Genomic DNA, 22,273 nt, shown 5'->3' on the forward strand with positions numbered 1-22,273 from the left:
CGAGCAGAAAAATGAGCCATCCCATTCCGCATTCCTCCTTTGGGCCAACGCTATCAGGGCGCAGTCCGCATCCGGCAGTGCAGACGTGCACTCCCGGGCCCAGACGCGCGCTCACTTATGCCGCCCCCGCCGGACGCTCGTACAGCCGAAGTAACGTTTGCAGCGAGACTACCTCCGACGGATTCATCGTTGAGGCACAAGAAGCCGCAATGGATCGTGCCTGACAGCCGTCTGTAGGCATTTTGCGCGATCCGAGCCGCTCAGCGAAAAAGACGACAAAGAATAACCCCGCCACACAGTGACGGGGTTATTCTTTGGTTTGCTGCCGGCCGACAAGCGGCCGGCACTTCACCGATCTACAAGTAGGAGCTACTTGAGGATCTTGGTGACACGTCCCGAACCAACGGTGCGGCCACCTTCACGGATTGCGAAGCCGAGGCCCTCTTCCATAGCGATCGGCTGGATGAGCTCAACGGTCATCTCAGTGTTGTCGCCAGGCATAACCATTTCCGTGCCTTCCGGCAGGGTGATAACGCCGGTTACGTCCGTGGTACGGAAGTAGAACTGCGGGCGGTAGTTCGAGTAGAACGGGTTGTGACGTCCGCCTTCGTCCTTGGAAAGGATGTAGACGTTGGCCTCGAAGTCGGTGTGCGGGGTGATGGAACCCGGCTTGACGACAACCTGGCCACGCTCGACGTCGTCGCGCTTCAGACCGCGGAGCAGGAGGCCACAGTTCTCGCCGGCCCATGCTTCGTCGAGCTGCTTGTGGAACATCTCGATACCGGTAACGGTGGTCTTCTGGACCGGACGGATACCAACGATTTCAACTTCAGAGTTGATCGCGAGGGTACCACGCTCGGCGCGACCCGTAACAACGGTGCCACGACCGGTGATCGTGAAGACGTCTTCGATCGGCATCAGGAACGGCTTGTCGCGGTCACGAACGGGGTCCGGAACCGAGTTGTCGACAGCTTCCATGAGGTCCTCGACGGACTTGACCCAAACCGGGTCGCCTTCGAGTGCCTTGAGGCCGGAAACGCGGACAACCGGAGCGTCGTCGCCATCAAAGCCCTGAGCGCTGAGCAGCTCGCGAACTTCCATTTCAACGAGGTCGAGAAGCTCTTCGTCGTCGACCATGTCGGACTTGTTCAGCGCGACCAGCAGGTAGGGAACACCAACCTGGCGGGCGAGCAGAACGTGCTCGCGGGTCTGAGCCATCGGGCCGTCAGTGGCGGCAACCACGAGGATCGCACCGTCCATCTGGGCAGCACCGGTGATCATGTTCTTGATGTAGTCAGCGTGACCCGGAGCGTCTACGTGTGCGTAGTGGCGCTTCTCGGTCTGGTACTCAACGTGGGAGATGTTGATGGTAATACCACGCTGGCGCTCTTCCGGAGCAGAGTCAATCGACGCGAAGTCGCGCTGCTCGTTGAGAGTGGGGTACTTGTCGTACAGCACCTTGGAAATGGCGGCAGTCAGCGTCGTCTTACCGTGGTCAACGTGACCAATGGTGCCGATGTTGACGTGCGGCTTAGTCCGCTCGAACTTTGCCTTTGCCACAGGTTCCTCCTAGAACGATTTCAAGTGAGTTGCTCCTCGGCCGCGCTTTTCGCGGCAGAAACTCCAGCAAGTCTACTTGGGGGCTTTGGATTTGGTGAAATTGCAGATTCAGGGGCCAATGCTGGTACCTGGAGTCTGTTCGTGCAGGGACCGGACTGCAGCCTGGGCCAAAGCCCGGCCACCCGCACTGAATGCCTTCCCGGAACGGGCCAGCATCCTGGTTAATCCGTCGGTGATTACTCGCCGCGGTTCTTCTGGATGATCTCGTCGGCAACTGCCTTCGGGACCTCGGCGTAGCTGTTGAACGTCATGGAGTACACAGCACGGCCCTGGGTCTTCGAACGCAGGTCACCGATGTATCCGAACATGCCGGACAACGGAACGTGCGCACGGATCACCTTGACACCAGCGGCATCTTCCATGGACTGCATCTGGCCACGGCGGGAGTTGAGGTCACCGATTACTTCACCCATGTATTCCTCAGGGGTGCGGACCTCAACATCCATCAGCGGTTCGAGCAGAACGGGGTTAGCCTTGCGTGCAGCTTCCTTGAAAGCCATACGGCCGGCGATCTTGAATGCCATTTCCGAGGAGTCAACATCGTGGTACGCGCCGTCGATCAGCGTGGCCTTGATGCCGACAACCGGGTAGCCGGCCAGAACGCCGTCGTTGAGCGCATCCTGGATGCCCGCGTCAACGGACGGGATGTACTCGCGGGGCACGCGGCCACCCGTGACCTTGTTCTCGAACGCGTAGAGTTCGCCGTCGGAGGTGTCCATCGGCTCAATAGCGATCTGGATCTTCGCGAACTGACCCGAACCACCGGTCTGCTTCTTGTGCGTGTAGTCGTGACGCTCTACAGCGCGCTTGATGGTTTCGCGGTAAGCAACCTGCGGCTTGCCAACGTTTGCCTCGACCTTGAATTCGCGGCGCATGCGGTCCACCAGGATGTCCAGGTGGAGCTCGCCCATGCCGGCGATGATGGTCTGACCGGTGTCCTCGTTGAGGGAAACCTGGAAGGTCGGGTCCTCAGCGGAGAGTTTCTGGATAGCCGTGGAGAGCTTCTCCTGGTCACCCTTGGTGTTCGGCTCGATCGCAACCGAGATCACGGGCTCCGGGAAGCTCATGGACTCGAGGACAATCTGGTTGTTCGGGTCGCACAGGGTGTCGCCCGTGGTGGTGTCCTTCAGACCGATAGCTGCGTAGATGTGGCCAGCGGTAGCGCCTTCAACAGGCATTTCCTTGTTGGCGTGCATCTGGAACAGCTTGCCGATGCGCTCCTTCTTGCCCTTGGTGGAGTTGACCACCTGGGCACCTGCTTCTACGTGACCGGAGTACACGCGGATGAAGGTGAGCTGGCCGAAGAACGGGTGCGCGGCAATCTTGAACGCCAGGGCCGAGAACGGCTCGTCGGCAGAAGGCTTGCGGGTGAGCTCCTTCTCTTCGTCGCGCGGGTCGTGACCGACCATGGGCGGGACGTCGAGCGGGTTCGGCAGGAAGTCAACAACAGCATCCAGCATCGGCTGCACGCCGCGGTTCTTGAAGGCAGAACCACAGAGAACCGGGTAGAGCTCGGAGTTGATGGTCATCTTGCGGATGCCGGCCTTGAGCTCCTCGACAGTGAGTTCTTCACCTTCGAGGTACTTCTCCATGAGTTCTTCGGAAGCCTCGGCAACAGTCTCGACGAGCTGCGCACGGTATTCCTCAGCCTTGGCCTGGAGATCAGCGGGGATCTCCTGGACCTCGTACTTGGCGCCCATGGTGACGTCACCCTTGGCATCGCCCGGCCACACCAGGGCGCGCATCTCAAGGAGATCCACGACGCCGATGAAGTCGTTCTCAGCACCGATCGGCAGCTGGATAACCAGCGGCTTGGCGCCGAGGCGGCTGATGATGGTGTCTACGGTGAAGTAGAAGTCAGCGCCGAGCTTGTCCATCTTGTTGACGAAGCAGATACGCGGCACGTTGTACTTGTCAGCCTGACGCCACACAGTCTCGGACTGCGGCTCGACGCCTTCCTTGCCGTCGAAGACAGCAACTGCACCGTCGAGGACGCGCAGCGAGCGCTCGACCTCAACCGTGAAGTCCACGTGGCCCGGGGTGTCGATGATGTTGATCTGGTTCTTGTCCCAGAAGCAGGTGACGGCGGCAGACGTGATGGTAATGCCGCGTTCCTTTTCCTGTTCCATCCAGTCGGTCGTCGAAGCGCCGTCGTGCGTTTCGCCGATCTTGTGGTTCACACCTGTGTAAAACAGAATGCGCTCGGTGGTAGTGGTCTTGCCGGCATCGATGTGGGCCATGATGCCGATGTTGCGGACCTTGCTAAGGTCGGTAAGCACGTCCTGTGCCACGGTGTCTCCCTTTCGGATGGACTACACGTTCGCCGCCAGCTCAAAGAGCCGGCGGCGTCCGGGAAGTTTTACCAGCGGTAGTGTGCGAAGGCCTTGTTCGACTCGGCCATCTTGTGGGTGTCTTCGCGACGCTTCACAGCGGCACCGAGACCGTTGGACGCATCCAGGATTTCGTTCTGGAGGCGCTCGGTCATCGTCTTCTCGCGGCGTGCCTTGGAGTAGCCAACGAGCCAGCGGAGGGCGAGGGCGGTGGAGCGGCCCGGCTTGACCTCAACGGGAACCTGATAGGTAGCGCCACCGACACGGCGGGAGCGAACCTCAAGGGAAGGCTTGACGTTATCCATGGCCTTCTTGAGGGCGGCGACGGGGTCGCCACCGGACTTGGCGCGTGCACCTTCGAGGGCACCGTAAACGATGCGCTCTGCGGTGGACTTCTTGCCGTCGACCAGAACCTTGTTGATCAGCTGGGTGACCAACGGGGAACCGTAAACGGGATCGGAAACTAGCGGCCGCTTCGGGGCCGGACCCTTGCGAGGCATATTACTTCTTCTCCATCTTTGCGCCGTAGCGGCTGCGGGCCTGCTTGCGGTTCTTGACACCCTGGGTATCGAGGGCACCACGGACGATCTTGTAACGGACACCGGGAAGGTCCTTCACGCGACCACCACGGACGAGCACGATGGAGTGCTCCTGAAGGTTGTGGCCAACACCGGGGATGTAGGCGGTAACTTCAACGCCACCGTTGAGGCGCACACGTGCAACCTTACGCAGAGCCGAGTTCGGCTTCTTCGGGGTGGTCGTGTAAACGCGGGTGCAAACACCGCGGCGCATCGGGCTGCCCTTAAGCGCGGGAGCCTTGGTCTTGGAGACCTTAGGCGTGCGGCCCTTGCGGACCAGCTGGTTAATCGTAGGCACTTTCGTGTTCTCCGTTGGTTTGATCTCTGCCCCCACGCCCGGGCGTCAGCCTGGGTTTACGTGAGAGCTTTGGCGTTGTCCCTGCGGCCTGGGCCCGAGGACCCGAAGGGCGTGCAAAAGTGCGGCATTCGTTGCGCACGTAGCCCGCAACCCGGAAACAGGCTCCACCCAACATCATGAGAACAAAACCAAAATGATGCCGCGGCGGCCTTCATCCACTGCCACACAGAACAATTACACAAATTCTAGCATGGCTTGATCGGAGGGCTTAATCGGGTGTATGGGGTCGAACGACGACGGCGGCCCCCTTCCGCCGTCGTCGGGCACCAAACGGGAAGGACCCCGCACTCATCGAGTGCGGGGTCCTACCTTGACTTGAATACTAAGGGCAGGGCGGCAGGGTCCCTACGTGGCGCGGAACGCGACACGAAAGGGCCCGCCGTGCCCGTTCTTAGCGGAAGTCGTTGCCGAGATCGTAGTCATCCAACGGGATGGCGTGGAACTCGGGAGCTCCGTCGCCGCCCAGGGCGTCGTACGAGAAGTCGGTGAAGGCGCTGGGGCCCGTGAACAGGCTTGCCTTCGCTTCTTCAGTCGGCTCCACGGTGACCTCGGTGTAACGGGGAAGACCCGTACCGGCCGGGATGAGCTTACCGATGATGACGTTCTCCTTGAGGCCGAGCAGCGGATCGCTCTTGCCTTCCATGGCAGCCTGCGTCAGGACGCGGGTGGTCTCCTGGAAGGAAGCAGCCGACAGCCAGGACTCGGTTGCCAGAGATGCCTTGGTGATACCCATGAGTTCCGGGCGACCGGAAGCCGGGGTACGGCCCTCGGACACCACGCGACGGTTCTCGTCTTCGAAGCGGCTGCGCTCAGCGAGCTCGCCCGGAAGCAGCTCGGAGTCGCCGGATTCGATGACGGTCACGCGGCGCAGCATCTGACGGACGATGACTTCCACGTGCTTGTCGTGGATGCCAATGCCCTGGCTGCGGTAAACGCCCTGGACCTCGTCCACCAGGAACTTCTGGGCGGCACGCGGACCCATGATGCGCAGAACCTGCTTCGGGTCCACAGGACCGTTGATCAGCTTCTGGCCGACGCTCACGTGCTCGCCATCCTCAATGAGGAGGCGGGAACGGCGGAGCACCGGGTAGGCGATCTCCTCCGAGCCATCGTCCGGGGTGATGATGAGGCGCATCTGGCGCTCGGACTCTTCGATGGCGATGCGGCCGGCTGCCTCAGCAATCGGTGCGACACCCTTCGGAGTACGGGCTTCGAAGAGCTCCTGGATACGGGGCAGACCCTGGGTGATGTCGTCGCCACCGCTGGCGGAAACAGCACCACCGGTGTGGAACGTACGCATGGTCAGCTGCGTACCGGGTTCACCGATGGACTGTGCGGCGATGATACCGACGGCCTCTCCGATGTCCACGGTCTTGCCGGTGGCCAGCGAACGGCCGTAGCAAAGCGCACAAGTGCCGACCTTCGACTCACACGTGAGCACGGAACGGACCTTGACCTCGGTGATGCCCGCTGCGAGCAGCTCGGCAATGACGACGTCGCCGCAGTCGGTGCCGGCAGCTGCCAGCACGGCACCCTTGGAGTCGACGACGTCGACGGCGAGGGTACGTGCGTAGGCGCTGTTCTCGACGTTCTCGTCAAGGACCAGCTCACCGTTGGAGTCCGGCACGGCGATTGCGGTCATGAGACCACGCTCGGTGCCACAGTCCTCTTCACGGACGATGACGTCCTGCGAAACGTCCACCAGACGACGGGTCAAGTAACCCGAGTTGGCTGTACGCAGGGCGGTGTCGGCCAGGCCCTTACGGGCACCGTGGGTGGCGATGAAGTATTCCAGCACCGACAGGCCCTCGCGGTACGAGGACTTGATCGGACGCGGGATGATTTCACCCTTCGGGTTGGCCACAAGACCACGGATACCCGCGATCTGGCGGACCTGCATCCAGTTACCACGTGCACCGGAGGACACCATGCGGTTGATGGTGTTCATCGGGGACAGGCTGTCGCGCATCGCCTGGGCGATCTCGTTCGTGGCCTTGTTCCAGATCTCGATCAGTTCCTGGCGACGCTCGTCGTCGTCGATCAGGCCCTTGTCGTACTGGCCCTGGATCTTGGCAGCCATGGTCTCGTAACCAGCCAGGATGGCGGGCTTGGAGGTAGGCACCTCGATATCGGAGATTGCCACGGTGACGCCCGAGCGGGTGGCCCAGTAGAAACCGGCGTCCTTCAGGTTGTCCAGCGTTGCGGCGGTGACAACCTTCGGGTAGCGCTCTGCCAGGTCGTTGACGATCCTGGAAAGCTCGCCCTTGTCGGCAACAGCCTCAACCCACGGGTAGTCCTCCGGAAGGGTCTCGTTGAAGAGAACCTGGCCGAGGGAGGTCTGGACCAGTGCGGTCTGACCCGGCTCCCAGCCTTCCGGAGCTTCCCAGCCGGCGTAAGGAACAAAGCCCTCAAGACGGATCTTGACCTGGGAGTTCAAGTGCAGCTCCCGGGCGTCGTAAGCCATGATGGCTTCCGCAACCGAGGAGAAGATCCGGCCTTCGCCGGCGGATCCAACACGCTTGGTGGTCAGGTGGTACAGACCGATGATCATGTCCTGCGAAGGCAGGGTCACCGGACGGCCATCAGACGGCTTCAAGATGTTGTTGGAGGAGAGCATCAGGATCCGGGCTTCAGCCTGGGCTTCGGGGCTCAGCGGCAGGTGGACTGCCATCTGGTCGCCGTCGAAGTCGGCGTTGAAGGCGCCACAAACCAGCGGGTGAAGCTGGATGGCCTTGCCTTCAACAAGCTGCGGCTCGAACGCCTGGATGCCCAGGCGGTGCAGGGTAGGTGCACGGTTGAGCAGCACCGGGTGTTCGGTGATGATCTCTTCCAGCACGTCCCAGACCTGCGGGCGGTAACGCTCGACCATGCGCTTTGCCGACTTGATGTTCTGCGCGTGGTTGAGGTCCACCAGTCGCTTCATCACGAACGGCTTGAAGAGCTCCAGCGCCATCTGCTTGGGCAGACCACACTGGTGCAGCTTCAGCTGCGGGCCGACGACGATGACCGAACGGCCGGAGTAGTCGACGCGCTTGCCGAGGAGGTTCTGGCGGAAACGGCCTTGCTTGCCCTTGAGCATGTCGCTCAAGGACTTCAGCGGACGGTTGCCCGGGCCCGTGACGGGGCGGCCACGACGGCCGTTGTCGAAGAGGCTGTCAACAGCTTCCTGAAGCATGCGCTTCTCGTTGTTGACGATGATCTCCGGAGCACCGAGGTCAAGCAGTCGCTTGAGTCGGTTGTTGCGGTTGATCACGCGACGGTAGAGGTCGTTAAGGTCGGAGGTCGCGAAGCGGCCACCGTCCAGCTGGACCATCGGGCGCAGTTCCGGCGGGATCACCGGGACGGCGTCCAGCACCATGCCGAGCGGGCTGTTGGTGGTGGTCAAGAACGCGTTGACCACCTTGAGGCGCTTGAGGGCACGGGTCTTGCGCTGGCCTTTGCCGTTCTGGATGGTGTCGCGCAAGGACTCCGACTCTGCCTGCATGTCGAAGTTCTCAAGACGCTTCTTGATGGCTTCGGCACCCATGGAGCCTTCGAAGTACATGCCATAGCGGTCGCGCAGCTCGCGGTACAGTCCTTCGTCACCTTCGAGGTCGGCGACCTTGAGGTTCTTGAAGCGGTCCCAGACCTGCTCCAGGCGCTCAATCTCAGCATCCGCACGCTTGCGGACGTTGGCCATCTGACGGTCCGCGGAGTCGCGGGCCTTCTTCTTATCGGCAGCCTTGGCGCCTTCACCTTCGAGACGGGCAAGCTCGTCCTCGAGGTCGCGGGCAATAGTGGCGATGTCGCTGTCGCGGTTGTCGACGAGCTGCTTCTTCTCGAGGTCGTGCTCCACCTGAAGGTTCGGCAGTTCCGCGTGACGGCTCTCGGTGTCGACGCTGGTGATCATGTAGGCGGCGAAGTAGATGACCTTTTCAAGGTCCTTCGGCGCCAGGTCAAGGAGGTAACCCAAGCGGGAGGGAACACCCTTGAAGTACCAGATGTGCGTGACGGGAGCGGCCAGCTCGATGTGGCCCATGCGCTCGCGGCGCACCTTGGCGCGAGTGACTTCAACGCCACAACGCTCGCAGATGATGCCCTTGAAGCGCACGCGCTTGTACTTGCCGCAGTAGCATTCCCAGTCCCGGGACGGGCCGAAGATCTTCTCGCAGAAGAGGCCGTCCTTCTCGGGCTTGAGCGTACGGTAGTTGATGGTTTCCGGCTTCTTGACCTCACCGTAAGACCAGCCGCGGATGTCTTCCGCGGTGGCGAGGCCGATCTGCATGAGGCCGAAGGAGGATTCGCTGGACATATGGTCCCTGTTCTCTCTTGTTCTCTAAATTCTGAAGTCTTGGGTTTGCGGAAAGAGGCAGCTGCCTTGGCTGGCGGCTCGCGCCGCCAGCCAAAAGCGCTGTTTAGACCTCTTCTACGGAGCTGGGCTCTGCGCGAGACAGATCAATGCCCAGTTCTTCCGCAGCCGTAAAGACTGCGTCATCAGAGTCACGCATTTCGATCGTCGTACCGTCCGTGGAAAGGACTTCCACATTCAGGCACAGCGACTGCATTTCCTTGATCAAGACCTTGAAGGATTCCGGAACGCCAGGCTCGGGGATGTTCTCGCCCTTGACGATGGCTTCGTAAACCTTCACGCGGCCGTGGATATCATCCGACTTGATCGTGAGCAGTTCCTGGAGGGTGTAGGCAGCGCCGTATGCTTCGAGCGCCCACACTTCCATTTCACCGAAGCGCTGGCCACCGAACTGTGCCTTACCACCCAGCGGCTGCTGCGTGATCATGGAGTACGGGCCGGTGGAGCGAGCGTGGATCTTGTCGTCCACCAGGTGGTGGAGCTTCAGGATGTACATGTAGCCCACGGAGATCGGGTCCGGGAACGGCTCGCCGGAACGGCCGTCAAACAGACGCGTCTTGCCGGAGGAGCCGATCAGGCGGTCGCCGTCGCGGGTCACGTTGGTGGAATCCAGCAGACCTGTGATTTCCTCTTCACGTGCACCGTCGAACACCGGCGTGGCCACCGTCGTCTGGCCGGTTTCACGAGGCAGGTTCGGGAGGTTCTTGACCCACTCCGGCTCGCCTTCGATCTTCCAACCAGTCTTGGCAACCCAACCGAGGTGCGTTTCCAGCACCTGGCCGACGTTCATTCGGCCCGGAACACCCAAGGGGTTCAGGACGATGTCCACGGGGGTACCGTCTGCGAGGAACGGCATGTCTTCGATCGGCAAGATCTTGGAGATGACGCCCTTGTTGCCGTGGCGGCCGGCGAGCTTGTCGCCGTCGGTGATCTTGCGCTTGGCAGCAACGTAGACGCGGACCAGCTGGTTGACGCCAGGGGGCAGCTCGTCGTCGTTGTCGCGATCGAAGACGCGCACGCCGATGACCGTGCCGGACTCGCCGTGGGGAACCTTCAGGGAGGTGTCACGCACTTCGCGGGACTTCTCGCCGAAGATCGCACGGAGCAGGCGCTCTTCCGGGGTCAGTTCGGTTTCACCCTTCGGGGTGACTTTACCTACCAGGATGTCGCCGGCTTCAACCTCGGCACCGATGTGGATGATGCCGCGTTCGTCCAGTCCTGCGAGGACTTCCTCGGACACGTTGGGGATGTCACGGGTGATTTCCTCGGCACCAAGCTTGGTGTCGCGGGCATCGATCTCGTGCTCCTCGATGTGGATGGAGGAAAGGACGTCCTCAGCGACGATGCGCTGCGACAGGATGATGGCGTCCTCGAAGTTGTGGCCTTCCCACGACATGAATGCCACGAGGAGGTTCTTGCCGAGGGCGAGTTCACCCTGGTCCGTTGCCGGGCCGTCGGCGATGATGCCGCCGACTTCGAGGCGCTGGCCTTCGTTGACGAGAACACGGTGGTTGTAGCAGTTGCCCTGGTTGGAACGGGCGAACTTGTTGATGCGGTAGCTGGTTTCCGTGCCGTCGTCGTTAAGCATGGTGACGAGGTCAGCGGAAACTTCGTTGACCACACCGGCCTTCTTCGCGATGACAACGTCACCGGCGTCGACGGCGGCTGCGCGTTCCATGCCGGTACCCACGAACGGGGCTTCGGAACGGACCAGCGGCACGGCCTGGCGCTGCATGTTGGCACCCATGAGTGCGCGGTTTGCATCGTCATGCTCGAGGAACGGAATCAACGCGGTAGCAACGGACACCATCTGGCGCGGGGAGACGTCCATGAACTGAACTTCGCCGGCCGGAACCAGCACGGGCTCGCCTCCACCACCACGGGCACGGACAAGCACGGTCTCTTCCGCAAACTTCTTGTCTGCGTCCAAAGGAGCGTTGGCCTGTGCAATCAGAACCTCTGCTTCGTCGTCGGCGGTGAGGTACTGGACCTCATCGGAAACGACACCCTCGGAAACCAGGCGGTACGGAGTCTCGATGAAACCGAACGGGTTGATGCGGCCGTAGGAAGCCAACGAACCGATCAGACCAATGTTCGGGCCTTCAGGAGTTTCGATGGGGCACATACGTCCGTAGTGAGACGGGTGGACGTCTCGAACTTCCATGCCTGCGCGGTCACGGGACAGACCACCCGGGCCAAGGGCCGACAGGCGGCGCTTGTGGGTCAGACCCGACAACGGGTTGTTCTGGTCCATGAACTGCGACAGCTGGGACGTTCCGAAGAACTCCTTGATGGCTGCCACGACAGGGCGGATGTTGATCAGGGTCTGCGGCGTGATCGCTTCGACGTCCTGCGTGGTCATGCGTTCGCGGACAACGCGTTCCATACGCGACAGGCCGGTGCGGACCTGGTTTTCGATCAGTTCGCCGACGGCGCGGATGCGGCGGTTGCCGAAGTGGTCGATGTCGTCGATCTCGACGCGGAGCTCGTGGTCTTCGCCGTCCCGCTTGCCCATGAGGGTTTTCTCGCCGGCGTGAAGCGCGACGAGGAACTTGATCATGGCAACGATGTCTTCAACGTGCAGGACCGAAGCTTCCTTGTCGCCAAGGGAGCGGTCGATGCCGAGCTTGCGGTTGATCTTGTAACGGCCAACCTTGGCCAGATCGTAGCGCTTGGCGTTGAAGTACAGGTTGTCCAGCAGGGACTGGGCAGCCTCGACTGTGGGCGGCTCGCCCGGACGCAGCTTGCGGTAGATGTCCAGGAGGGCATCTTCGCGGGTTTCTGTGGCGTCCTTCTCCAGCGTTGCGCGCATGGAGTCGTACTGGCCGAACTCTTCAAGGATCTGGCCTTCGGTCCAACCAAGGGCCTTCAGCAGAACCGTGACGGACTGCTTGCGCTTCCGGTCGAGGCGGACGCCGACCTGGTCGCGCTTGTCGATCTCGAGCTCGAACCATGCACCGCGGGACGGGATGATCTTTGCCGTGAAGATGTCCTTGTCACTGGTCTTGTCGGCGGTGCGCTCAAAGTAGGCGCCCGGCGAACGGACCAGCTGGGAGACGACGACACGCTCGGTGCCGTTGACAACGAACGTTCCCTTCTCGGTCATGAGAGGGAAATCGCCCATGAACACGGTCTGCTGCTTGATCTCACCCGTGTTGTTGTTCATGAACTCGGCCTTGACATACAGCGGTGCCGAGTAAGTGGCGTCACGGTCCTTGCATTCGGCCATGGTGTACTTCGGATCAGCGAACTCCGGCTCGGAGAAGCTCAGGGACATAGTGCCCTGGAAGTCCTCGATAGGGGAGATCTCTTCGAAGATGTCGGCAAGACCAGAAGTGGTGGCGACGCTCAGGTCGCCTTCCTCGACAGCCTTCGCTACCCGCGCCTGCCAGCGTTCGTTTCCGACCAGCCAATCAAAGCTGTCTGTCTGCAGTGCGAGCAGATTTGGAACGTCCAGCGGTTCGTGAATCTTTGCGAATGAGAGCCGGCGAGTTGCACCATCGGTGCTTGCCGTATTAGCGGTTTCGTTATTAGAGGTGCTCGAGGCGACCAAGAGGGATCCTTCCACAGACCTTCAGGCGTTTTCAGTTCTCCCCCGCTTGCACCCTGCAGATTGAATCCGCAGTGTACCTTTCCGGTTCCGCTATATGACCCGGGACCCCGGCCGGCCAAGACGATGCTCGTTCTAAACGGCACGTCGATGACGCAGCTGAGAGGTAAAGCCCACCGCTATATGAAGGCTGAAGGTTAACAGGGAAGACGCAAATATCCACACTACGGCAAATCAACCCACCTGTCTACCCCACATCCCGCCCGAATGCAAGCACCGTTGCCGCGGGCACCAATCCGGACCAGCACCTATACTCCCCCCGGAACGGAATGTTGTCCCGGTCTCAACTGTTGAATGGAGAGGTGATAAGCCCCACGGTAGCCTTGGCTCACCATCCTTGATCGGAAGAGAGAAAATGAGCACCCCTTCAGAAAAAAGGGACAACAACAACGACGTTGTCATCCTTTCCGCCATCCGCACCCCACAGGGACGGTTGAACGGTCAACTAGCTGGGCTCACCGCCGTCGAGCTCGGTTCACACGCCATATCAGGTGCCATCGCGGCGAGCGGAATCAGCGCTGACAAAGTGGATGCAGTGATCATGGGCCAGGTCCTGCAGGCGGGTGCTGGCCAGAACCCGGCCCGGCAAAGCGCCATCGCCGCCGGCATCGGCTGGAACATCCCGGCGGTGACCATCAACAAGGTCTGCCTCTCCGGGCTGACAGCCGTGATCGATGCGGCTCGAATGATCCGCAGCGGGGACGCCGCCGTCGTAGTCGCCGGTGGTCAGGAATCGATGAGCCGCGCACCCCACTTGCTCCCAGGCTCCCGGCAAGGCTGGAGCTACGGGGCGATTCAAGCCCTCGACGTCGCGGCCCACGACGGTCTCACCGACGCCTTTGACGGGCAGTCGATGGGCCTGTCCACGGAGATCAAGAACCTCTCGTTGGGCATCGACCGCCGTTCCCAGGACGAAGTGGCAGCCGCTTCGCACCAGCGCGCGGCCGCGGCCGCCGAACAAGGAGTGTTCGACGCCGAGATCGCACCTATCAGTGTCAAGCAGCGCAAAGGAGAACCCTTGGTGCTGAAGAGCGACGAAGGCATCCGTCCCCAGACCACGCTCGAAACCTTGGCACCTTTGAAGGGCGCTTTTGCCACTGACGGAACCATCACGGCAGGCAACTCCTCACCCCTGTCCGACGGCGCCTCCGCACTGGTGCTCACGAGCCGCCGTTTTGCCGAGGAGAACGGCCTTGAGTACCTTGCCGTACTTGGTAAGCCAGGGCAGGTAGCCGGTCCTGACAACAGCCTGCACTCGCAGCCGTCCAACGCCATCCGCCACGCTTTGGACCGTGCAGGGTGGACAACAGCCGATCTGGACTTCATCGAAATCAACGAAGCCTTCGGTTCGGTTGCGGTGCAGTCCTTGAAGGACTTGGACTATCCCTTGGAGAAGTGCAATATCCACGGCGGAGCAATTGCGATTGGACATCCGATCGGCGCTTCGGGAGCGCGGCTCGCCCTCCATGCAGCCCACGAGCTGAAGCGGCGCGGGAAGGGCAAAGCGGCGGTCGCCCTGTGTGGTGGTGGCGGCCAAGGCGAGGCACTGCTCCTCTACCGCGACTAGATTCGACGGCTGCATGGCTACGGCCAGAATTGAGGTGTGAATGCGGGGCACTGAGCGATTCCTCGCTGACGCGGCCGCCCGTGGGCTTGAAGTCCATCTCGTCAAGCGGGCACCGGCACGCAGCCTCGAGGAAGCTGCCTGCATTATGGGGATCACGCCGTCGGACATTGTGAAGTCCTTGGTGGTCAAGCATCGGGACGGAACTTTCCTGTTTGCTCTGATCCCCGGAGACCGGCAGATTTCCTGGCCGAAGCTGCGCACCCTCCTCGGCGTCAACAAGCTGTCCATGCCGCCTGCCGATACCGCGCTCGAGGCCACCGGCTATGAGCGCGGCACCATCACCCCCTTGGGAAGTTCAAAGCCGTGGCCGGTCTATGCGGATGCCAGCATCACCGGACGCAGGATTTCCATTGGTGCGGGCGAACACGGATTCAGCGCCTTCGTGGAGGCTGATGAGTTGACTGCCGCCCTGCATGCGGTCGTTGCCGACATCAGTGACCCCATCTGACTCGCAATAGATGTCGTTCTGAGGCGTTAAAACGACAACAACTGCGAGTCAGTTGGGTTAAATGCGGGAAGCCCCGCCCGGACGAATCCGGACGGGGCTTCCCGGGTAAAGTGAATTACCGGAAAACGCGAATTACTTGACAGTAACCGAGGCGCCAGCAGCTTCGAGCTGCTCCTTGGCCTTCTCTGCTGCTTCCTTGGTTGCACCTTCGAGGACAGCCTTCGGTGCGCTGTCAACCAGGTCCTTGGCTTCCTTGAGGCCGAGGGAGGTGATGGCGCGAACTTCCTTGATCACTGCGATCTTCTTCTCGCCGGCACCTTCGAGGATGACATCAAATTCAGTCTTCTCTTCGACCTCTTCGCCAGCGCCGCCCGCAGCCGGGCCTGCAACTGCAACAGCAGCAGCAGTAACTTCGAAGGTCTCTTCGAAGAGCTTGACGAACTCGGAGAGCTCGATGATGGTCAGTTCCTTGAAAGCTTCAATGAGCTCTTCGTTGCTGAGCTTCGCCATGTTTGGCGTCCTTCCTTTAGGTGGTGCCGCGACGAACATAATCCGTTACTGCACCGCAGTTTGATGGGTGAGAACTTAGTTCTCTTCGGTTGCTGCTTCAGCGGCTTCAGCCGGAGCGGCAGCCTCTTCTGCAGCAGCCTCGGCGGGAGCCTCTTCGGCAGCCGGTGTTTCTTCAGCGGCCGGTGCTACAGCGCCGCCCTCTTCTTCAAGCTTGAGGCGCAGAGCGTCAATGATGCGTGCAGCAGCGGCAGCAGGTGCCTTGAGGATGCCTGCGACCTTGGCGAGCTGCAGCTCACGGGACTCGAGGGCTGCCAGCGCGGCAACCTCTGCTGCGTTCAGTGCCTTGCCTTCGAAGTAACCGGTCTTGATGACCAGCTGCTTGTGGGCCTTGGCAAAGTCCGTCAGGCTCTTGGCGGCAGCAACCGCGTCACCCTTGATGAATGCAATTGCAGTAGGGCCGGCGAGCTGACCGTCGAATGCTTCGACACCAGCTTCCTTGGCTGCAATGGCGGTCAGGGTGTTCTTGACGACCGAGAACTTGGTGTCCAGGCCGAGAGAAACACGCAGCTCCTTGAGCTGTGCGACAGAGAGCCCGCGGTATTCGGTCAGGACAGCGGCGTTCGATTCCTTGAAATCGTTGGTGATCTCAGCTACTGCGGAGATCTTGCTAGGCGTTGCCATAACCCTCCTTCCGGGGAATAAAGCCGGTTTTCCGGGTCCCCACTCAAAAGAGCTACAACTAAAAAACGCCCCGCGCAGATGCACGGGGCTTGGCTCGACACGATCCAACGATCGTGGAGACTTGCTTCGTTCACCTGCGCCGGCCGCCCTTTGTCAGGGTCCTTCGTCAAGGAACCCACTTTGATCTTCCGCGCGCAGCTGCAGAGTTGAGCTGAGCCCGGAAGAGTGGATTCCCATCAACCGACGGTCTTTGGTAGTTCAAGCTTACGGGACGCGGAAGTGCATCGCCAAATCGCGCGGCCTCACTCGGAGGAAGTAACCTTCGGGCCCATGTCCGGAAGCTCCTTCTGCCACAGCCCCGTCACTCCGGCCGTGGTGAATCCCAATTGCTTATTCACCGTGAGCAAATACCGGTTTTCCGGGGCATTCCAGGTGTAGATCACCCGGGCATCGGGGAACTGCTCGCTGAGTCGCTGCATATTGGCAACCTTGATGAGGAGTCCGAGCTTGTTTCCCCGGTGCTCCTGCAGGACGATCGTGTCGTCCTGGAAGACGACATCCTGGCGCTGCGCGAGGACGCCGATGGTGGTGAGTCCAACGATGCGCCCGCTGGCAATATGCTCGACGGCGGTGACCACCGTTCGGCGCCCCTGCGCGACGGCGGCTTCTTCCGCCTGACGCAACACACCGGCGTCGAACACTAACTGCTGCTGCTCGGCGTTCGTCGTCCCGTTGTCCTCGGTCACAACTTCCCCGGCGGCGTTTTCCAGTGCTGCCACGGCTTCAAGCCACTGTTGCGGGCATCGGTCGGTCCAGTGGTGGACCCGGTAGCGGCCGGCGTTCGCGTCTTCCGCTTCGGCCTCCAGCTCGGCGACGAGTTTCGAATCAAGCGGGAGAGCACAGGAACTGAACTGCTCGATGTGCTGGAGGGTGTATCCCGTACGCCGGGCAAAGTCCACCTCGCGACTGGCGAGGGGGACGAACCCAAGGCCGCTGCCCGGCACTAGCTGTCCCTCGGCACCGCCGTGCAGGGACGCGGCAGGGTGGTTGGTGTCCACCATGATCATCGTCCGGCCCTCGCTCTTGGCGAAGTGTTCGGCGGCTTCCAGAAGTTGGCGCCCGATACCCCTGCGCTGAAACTCGGGAAGAATGTCGAGGGTGAATTCCGCCAGGTCCATGTTGTCGGCAAGAGGCAGCGCGATATCGACGGTACCGACAATGCGGCCGTCAACCCGAGCCACAAGAATGACCTGGCGTTCGTAGGGATCTGCGAGTTCGAGCAATTTTTCCAACGGCGTGTAAGCGAGATCATCGCTGCCCCAGATCTGCATCCGGACCTTGCGACTGACTTCCACGGCTGCCAGAAAGTCCTTCGCGTCAGCGGCGTCGAGGGAATCCGGGATCCAGAGTTGGCCGATCTCCACGGTGCTCGTCATTTGATCCTCTTTTGCCATTGGCCGTCTCATCCCACCGCTCGGAAGCCGAGCTGTACGTTGAGGGCCAGCATATGTTCGTTTTCCTCGGCGTTAAAGTCATGACGCGCTCGACTGCCGGAGTGTCCATGCTCATCGGCACGTCATGCCCCAGCCTAATCAGCGCCGGCGAGCCACGATAGGTACCTGCCTGCCACAGTGGCGCAGATACACGAAAGGACCGCCCGGCACATGCCGGACGGTCCTTTCAGAGTCGATGCGCCCTGAGGCTTACGCCTCGGTGAGAACCTTGGTGACGTTCGGGTCAACGGAGATGCCCGGGCCGAACGTGGTGGCGACCGTAGCCTTCTGGATGTAACGGCCCTTGGAAGCGGACGGCTTCAAACGAAGCACCTCTTCCAAGGCGGCTGCGTAGTTTTCGGCCAGCTTCAGCTCGTCGAAGGAAACCTTGCCGATGATGAAGTGCAGGTTCGAGTGCTTGTCGACGCGGAAGTCGATCTTGCCACCCTTGATGTCGTTGACAGCCTTGGTGACGTCTGCGGTCACGGTGCCGGTCTTCGGGTTCGGCATGAGGTTACGCGGGCCGAGGACCTTACCGAGGCGGCCGACCTTGCCCATGAGGTCAGGGGTTGCCACGGCGGCGTCGAAGTCGGTCCAGCCCGCTGCGATCTTTTCGATCAGGTCATCGGAACCAACGAAATCGGCGCCTGCAGCGATTGCTGCTTCGGCCTTGTCACCCGTAGCGAAAACCAAGACGCGGGCAGTCTTGCCGGTACCGTGCGGCAGGTTGACGGTGCCGCGCACCATCTGGTCGGCCTTACGCGGGTCAACGCCCAAACGGAAAGCGACCTCAACGGTTGCGTCGAACTTGGACGGGTTGGTGTCCTTGGCGAGCTTGATGGCCTCGAACGGGGCGTAGAACTTGTCTGCCTCGATCTTGGCTGCGGCTGCCTCATATGCTTTGCTGCGCTTTGCCATGCTGCTTATTCTCCTTGTGCAGTTGTGGTCTGCGGACCGCGCTGGGCCCTGCCACAGTTGGAGATCCGGCGTGGATTCCCAACATCTCAATAATTCAATGGTGCCGGTTTCCCGGCGGGAGGTGGTTAGCCCTCGACTGTATCTGATTGTCGAAAGTCTCCGGGACTCACTTCCGGCGAGTGCTTCATTCCTCAGCCCTCACCGTCCGTTCATTCCTCGACTATTCGACAGTGATACCCATGGAGCGTGCGGTGCCAGCAATGATCTTGGCAGCACCCTCGAGGCTCGTGGCGTTGAGGTCTTCCATCTTGGTGGTGGCAATCTCGTTGACCTGGGCCTGGGTCAGCTTGGCAACCTTGACGGTGTGCGGCGTGGCCGAACCCTTGGCAACGCCTGCAGCCTTCTTGATGAGCTCTGCAGCCGGCGGGGTCTTGGTGATGAAGGTGAAGGAACGGTCTTCGTAAACCGTGATTTCAACCGGGATAACGTTTCCGCGCTGGGCTTCCGTTGCAGCGTTGTACGCCTTGCAGAATTCCATGATGTTGACACCGTGCTGGCCAAGCGCAGGACCGATCGGCGGGGCCGGGTTGGCGGCACCTGCCTGGATCTGCAGCTTGATGAGGCCGGTGACCTTCTTCTTGGGAGCCAATGTAGGTCCTTCTCTCAATAACTTCCTAGGACACAGGAGCGTGCCTCAGGTTTGTGGCCGCCATGGCAAGGCGACCGACCGCTCCGTTGCTGCTAAGCGGGCAGCCGCGGAGCGAAATTCTGGGAACAACTAGATTTTGGTGACCTGGTTGAATGCGAGCGTAACCGGGGTTTCGCGTTCGAAGATCGACACGAGGACCACAAGGGTCTGGGATTCGACCTTGATCTCGGAGATCGTGGCGGGGAGGGTCTCGAACGGACCTTCCTTGACAATGACGGACTCTCCGACTTCGAAGTCGACGTCCACCGGCGTCTGGTGCTGCTTGTTGACCGGTTTGCCCTTCTCGGCCTGCTGCTCTTCGAAGATCGGTGCCAGCATGGAGAAGACCTCGTCGAGGCGCAACGGGACCGGGTTGTGGGCATTGCCCACGAAGCCGGTAACACCAGGAGTGTGGCGGACGGCGCCCCAAGACGCGTCGGTGAGGTCCATGCGGACTAGAACGTAACCCGGAATCCGCACGCGGTTGATGATCTTGCGCTGGGCGTTCTTGATCTCAACCACTTCCTCCATGGGCACCTGGATTTCGAAGATGTAATCTTCCATGTCCAGGGTCTGGATGCGGGTCTCAAGGTTGGCCTTGACGCGGTTTTCGTAGCCGGCGTAGGAGTGGATGACGTACCAGTCACCCTCCTGGCGGCGAAGCTTGGCCTTGAACTCCTCAGCGGGGTCGGCGGGCGCTACGGCGGCAGCGGCAGCCAGCGCGTCAGCGGACTCGGCCTCGTCGGACTCACCGTCGGCAGACTCGGCGTCGTCGGACTCTGCCTCGTCGGATTCGACAGACTCACCGTCGGCGTCGTCGGCAGTTTCGGGCGCAGCAGAATCGACCTCGGACCCTTCCACGGCGTCAGCCGTGGCGTGCGCCGTGCTTTCAGCGGACCCATCCAGCTCAGTCTCAGTTACCTCGAGCTCCTGCTCAGACACTTGGTCTCCTGCTTCCTCATTGCCTAACATGCCTATTTAAATGGCTCAATTCCGCAAACCCTGCAAAATCCCTTGATTTCCGGGGATTTCACGCGGTTTACGGAGCGATCCGCTTAGTGGTTCGTGCTACCAGTAGCGCCGAAGACCCATTTGATTCCCGTACCGAAAGCCAGGTCCAGGATGGTGACGACGAGCATCATGATTGCCACGAACACCAGCACCACGACCGTGTAATTGACCAGTTCCTTACGGGTGGGCGCAACAACCTTCTTGAGCTCGCCAATTACCTGGCGAACAAAAAGTGCAATTCGAGCGAAGAAGCCGGAATCGGACTTCTTGGCAGGGCGGCCCTTCGAGCTGCTCGCAGCTGTTTCGGTCACCTGATCCTCACTCATCTATGCAAACGTCGTTGACCCGACTCTGATCAGAGCCATGGTTGCTGCGCTTGTTCCGACGATTATTCCGGAACAGCTTGCGCAGGGCAGACAGGACTCGAACCTGCAACCTGCGGTTTTGGAGACCGCTGCGCTACCAATTGCGCCACTACCCTATGGAACGAATCCACATTTTTGGCCACGCACCGTAGAACCCGAGAAATCCCTGGCAACAGGATTCTCCGAACCCAGTCTGGGGCGCGAACCATTGTGATGTTTTTCAACACCGGTGAACCAGTCTACGCAACAACGTCGCGATAGTCGAACCGGCTCATTCCGGAGTGTTCGGGCCGGCCCGCTCGTGTGATCAGCGCTTCGTTTGATCAGCCTGCTTGATCAACCTGCACTGTCACTTTCCCGAGCTTAGCCCGATAGCTCCGCAGAACAGCATAAAGTAGATTCCGTCGAATCCCATCATCCAGCTCCTGAGCTGCCCGCGAAGAACGGTGCTTTAAATGTCTGCCGGAATACCTGCCGCCCGCATTTCACAGCGAATTTCCGCCATCGCCGAATCCGCCACCCTTGCCGTTGACGCCAAGGCAAAGGCCCTCAAGGCGGCGGGTCGCCCCGTGATTGGTTTCGGCGCCGGGGAGCCCGACTTCCCGACACCGGACTATATCGTCAAGGCCGCCGTCGAGGCCGCCCCTCAGCCGAAGTACCACCGCTACTCCCCGGCAGCGGGCCTGCCGGAACTGAGGCAAGCCATCGCGGAGAAGACGTTCCGCGACTCCGGCTACAAGGTCGACGCTTCCCAGGTCCTGGTGACCAATGGCGGCAAGCAAGCGGTCTACAACACCTTCGCCACCCTGATTGACCCGGGCGATGAAGTCATTATCCCCACGCCGTTCTGGACCACCTACCCCGAGGCAATCCGCTTGGCCGGAGGCGTCCCTGTCGAGGTCTTCGCCGGCCCGGAGCAGGGTTACCTGGTCACGGTCGAGCAGCTCGAGGCCGCCGTCACGGACAGGTCCAAGATCCTGCTTTTCGTTTCCCCGTCCAACCCGACCGGCGCCGTCTACAGCGCCGAACAGGTAGCAGAGATCGGAAAGTGGGCGGCAGCGAAGGGCCTCTGGGTTGTCACCGACGAAATCTATGAGCACCTCACGTACGACGGCGTACCTTTCACCTCGATTGCCACTGCCGCCCCCGAGCTCGGGGACAAGGTGGTCATCCTCAACGGTGTCGCCAAGACCTACGCCATGACAGGATGGCGCGTCGGATGGATGATCGGCCCGGTTGACGTCATCAAGGCCGCCACCAATCTCCAGTCGCACTCGACCTCCAACGTCTCCAACATCATGCAGATCGCAGCCCTGGCAGCAGTGTCCGGGCCGCTGACCGCCGTCGACGAGATGAAGGTCGCCTTCGACCGCCGCCGCAAGGCGATTGTTGCCGGACTGAACGCGATCGAGGGCGTGAAGTGCCCGACGCCGACCGGCGCCTTCTACGTGTACGCGGACGTCCGCGCGCTGCTGGGCAAGGAATTCCCGACGTCGAACGGCCCGGTCCGCCCATCGACGTCGGCCGAGCTTGCCTCGCTGATCCTCGACGAAGTGGAGGTTGCCGTAGTTCCGGGCGAGGCCTTCGGCCCCTCGGGTTACTTGCGCCTCTCCTACGCTTTGGGCGACGAAGACCTCGCCGAAGGTGTCCGGCGCCTCCAGGAATTCCTGGGCCGGGCCAAGTAGCCT

Annotated in this window: 16 protein-coding genes and 1 tRNA gene; 3 read left to right on the plus strand and 14 right to left on the minus strand. The window is 61.2% G+C overall.

Annotation, left to right across the window (positions count from 1 at the left end; translation table 11 throughout):
- Nucleotides 1-369: 369 nt before the first annotated feature.
- The 6 genes from tuf to rpoB form a co-directional block, all read right to left on the minus strand.
- Complete coding sequence (gene tuf, locus A3M3_RS0103100) at nt 370-1,560, minus strand: elongation factor Tu (protein ID WP_028265109.1); 1,191 nt, start codon at nt 1,558-1,560, stop codon at nt 370-372.
- A gap of 236 nt (nt 1,561-1,796) precedes the next feature.
- Nucleotides 1,797-3,911 (minus strand): elongation factor G, encoded by a 2,115-nt coding sequence (gene fusA, locus A3M3_RS0103105; RefSeq protein ID WP_028265110.1) that lies wholly within the window; start codon nt 3,909-3,911, stop codon nt 1,797-1,799.
- A gap of 68 nt (nt 3,912-3,979) precedes the next feature.
- A complete protein-coding gene (gene rpsG, locus A3M3_RS0103110) occupies nt 3,980-4,450 on the minus strand; it encodes a 30S ribosomal protein S7 (protein WP_003803829.1) in 471 nt (156 codons plus the stop codon).
- A 1-nt stretch (nt 4,451) separates the two neighbouring features.
- Nucleotides 4,452-4,826: a 30S ribosomal protein S12 gene (rpsL, locus tag A3M3_RS0103115; RefSeq protein ID WP_009358312.1), complete on the minus strand. Its 375-nt coding sequence runs from the start codon at nt 4,824-4,826 to the stop codon at nt 4,452-4,454.
- Between the two features lie 451 nt (nt 4,827-5,277).
- On the minus strand, nt 5,278-9,177 hold the full coding sequence (locus tag A3M3_RS0103120; RefSeq protein WP_028265111.1) for a DNA-directed RNA polymerase subunit beta': 3,900 nt from the start codon (nt 9,175-9,177) through the stop codon (nt 5,278-5,280).
- 103 nt (nt 9,178-9,280) lie between these two features.
- On the minus strand, nt 9,281-12,787 hold the full coding sequence (rpoB, locus tag A3M3_RS0103125; RefSeq protein ID WP_028265112.1) for a DNA-directed RNA polymerase subunit beta: 3,507 nt from the start codon (nt 12,785-12,787) through the stop codon (nt 9,281-9,283).
- Nucleotides 12,788-13,199: 412 nt separating this feature from the next.
- On the opposite strand from rpoB, the gene A3M3_RS0103130 reads away from it, so the two are divergent.
- Together A3M3_RS0103130 and A3M3_RS0103135 are read left to right on the plus strand one after the other, a co-directional pair.
- Nucleotides 13,200-14,411, plus strand: a complete 1,212-nt coding sequence (locus A3M3_RS0103130) for an acetyl-CoA C-acetyltransferase (protein ID WP_028265113.1) — start codon at nt 13,200-13,202, stop codon at nt 14,409-14,411.
- 40 nt (nt 14,412-14,451) lie between these two features.
- Nucleotides 14,452-14,919 (plus strand): aminoacyl-tRNA deacylase, encoded by a 468-nt coding sequence (locus A3M3_RS0103135; RefSeq protein ID WP_028265114.1) that lies wholly within the window; start codon nt 14,452-14,454, stop codon nt 14,917-14,919.
- A gap of 132 nt (nt 14,920-15,051) precedes the next feature.
- On the opposite strand, the gene rplL is transcribed toward A3M3_RS0103135, so the two are convergent.
- The 8 genes from rplL to A3M3_RS0103175 form a co-directional block, all read right to left on the minus strand.
- A complete protein-coding gene (gene rplL / locus A3M3_RS0103140) occupies nt 15,052-15,429 on the minus strand; it encodes a 50S ribosomal protein L7/L12 (RefSeq protein ID WP_028265115.1) in 378 nt (125 codons plus the stop codon).
- Nucleotides 15,430-15,504: 75 nt separating this feature from the next.
- Complete coding sequence (gene rplJ / locus A3M3_RS0103145) at nt 15,505-16,110, minus strand: 50S ribosomal protein L10 (RefSeq protein WP_028265116.1); 606 nt, start codon at nt 16,108-16,110, stop codon at nt 15,505-15,507.
- Nucleotides 16,111-16,412: 302 nt separating this feature from the next.
- Nucleotides 16,413-17,564, minus strand: coding sequence for a GNAT family N-acetyltransferase (locus A3M3_RS0103150; RefSeq protein ID WP_442853094.1), 1,152 nt, complete (start codon nt 17,562-17,564; stop codon nt 16,413-16,415).
- 249 nt (nt 17,565-17,813) lie between these two features.
- A complete protein-coding gene (rplA, locus tag A3M3_RS0103155; RefSeq protein WP_028265118.1) occupies nt 17,814-18,521 on the minus strand; it encodes a 50S ribosomal protein L1 in 708 nt (235 codons plus the stop codon).
- Nucleotides 18,522-18,741: 220 nt separating this feature from the next.
- Entirely contained in the window at nt 18,742-19,170 is a 429-nt protein-coding gene (gene rplK, locus A3M3_RS0103160) for a 50S ribosomal protein L11 (protein ID WP_028265119.1), read from the minus strand.
- Between the two features lie 129 nt (nt 19,171-19,299).
- Entirely contained in the window at nt 19,300-20,151 is an 852-nt protein-coding gene (gene nusG / locus A3M3_RS0103165) for a transcription termination/antitermination protein NusG (RefSeq protein ID WP_028265120.1), read from the minus strand.
- A gap of 113 nt (nt 20,152-20,264) precedes the next feature.
- Complete coding sequence (secE, locus tag A3M3_RS0103170) at nt 20,265-20,546, minus strand: preprotein translocase subunit SecE (protein WP_028265121.1); 282 nt, start codon at nt 20,544-20,546, stop codon at nt 20,265-20,267.
- An 82-nt stretch (nt 20,547-20,628) separates the two neighbouring features.
- Nucleotides 20,629-20,701, minus strand: a tRNA-Trp gene (locus A3M3_RS0103175).
- 339 nt (nt 20,702-21,040) lie between these two features.
- Here A3M3_RS0103175 and A3M3_RS0103180 point away from each other — a divergent pair.
- Entirely contained in the window at nt 21,041-22,270 is a 1,230-nt protein-coding gene (locus tag A3M3_RS0103180) for a pyridoxal phosphate-dependent aminotransferase (RefSeq protein WP_197023105.1), read from the plus strand.
- Nucleotides 22,271-22,273 lie beyond the last annotated feature (3 nt).

The sequence above is a fragment of the Arthrobacter sp. MA-N2 genome (genome assembly GCF_000517125.1).
In the GTDB taxonomy this organism is placed as follows: Bacteria; Actinomycetota; Actinomycetes; order Actinomycetales; family Micrococcaceae; genus Arthrobacter; species Arthrobacter methylotrophus.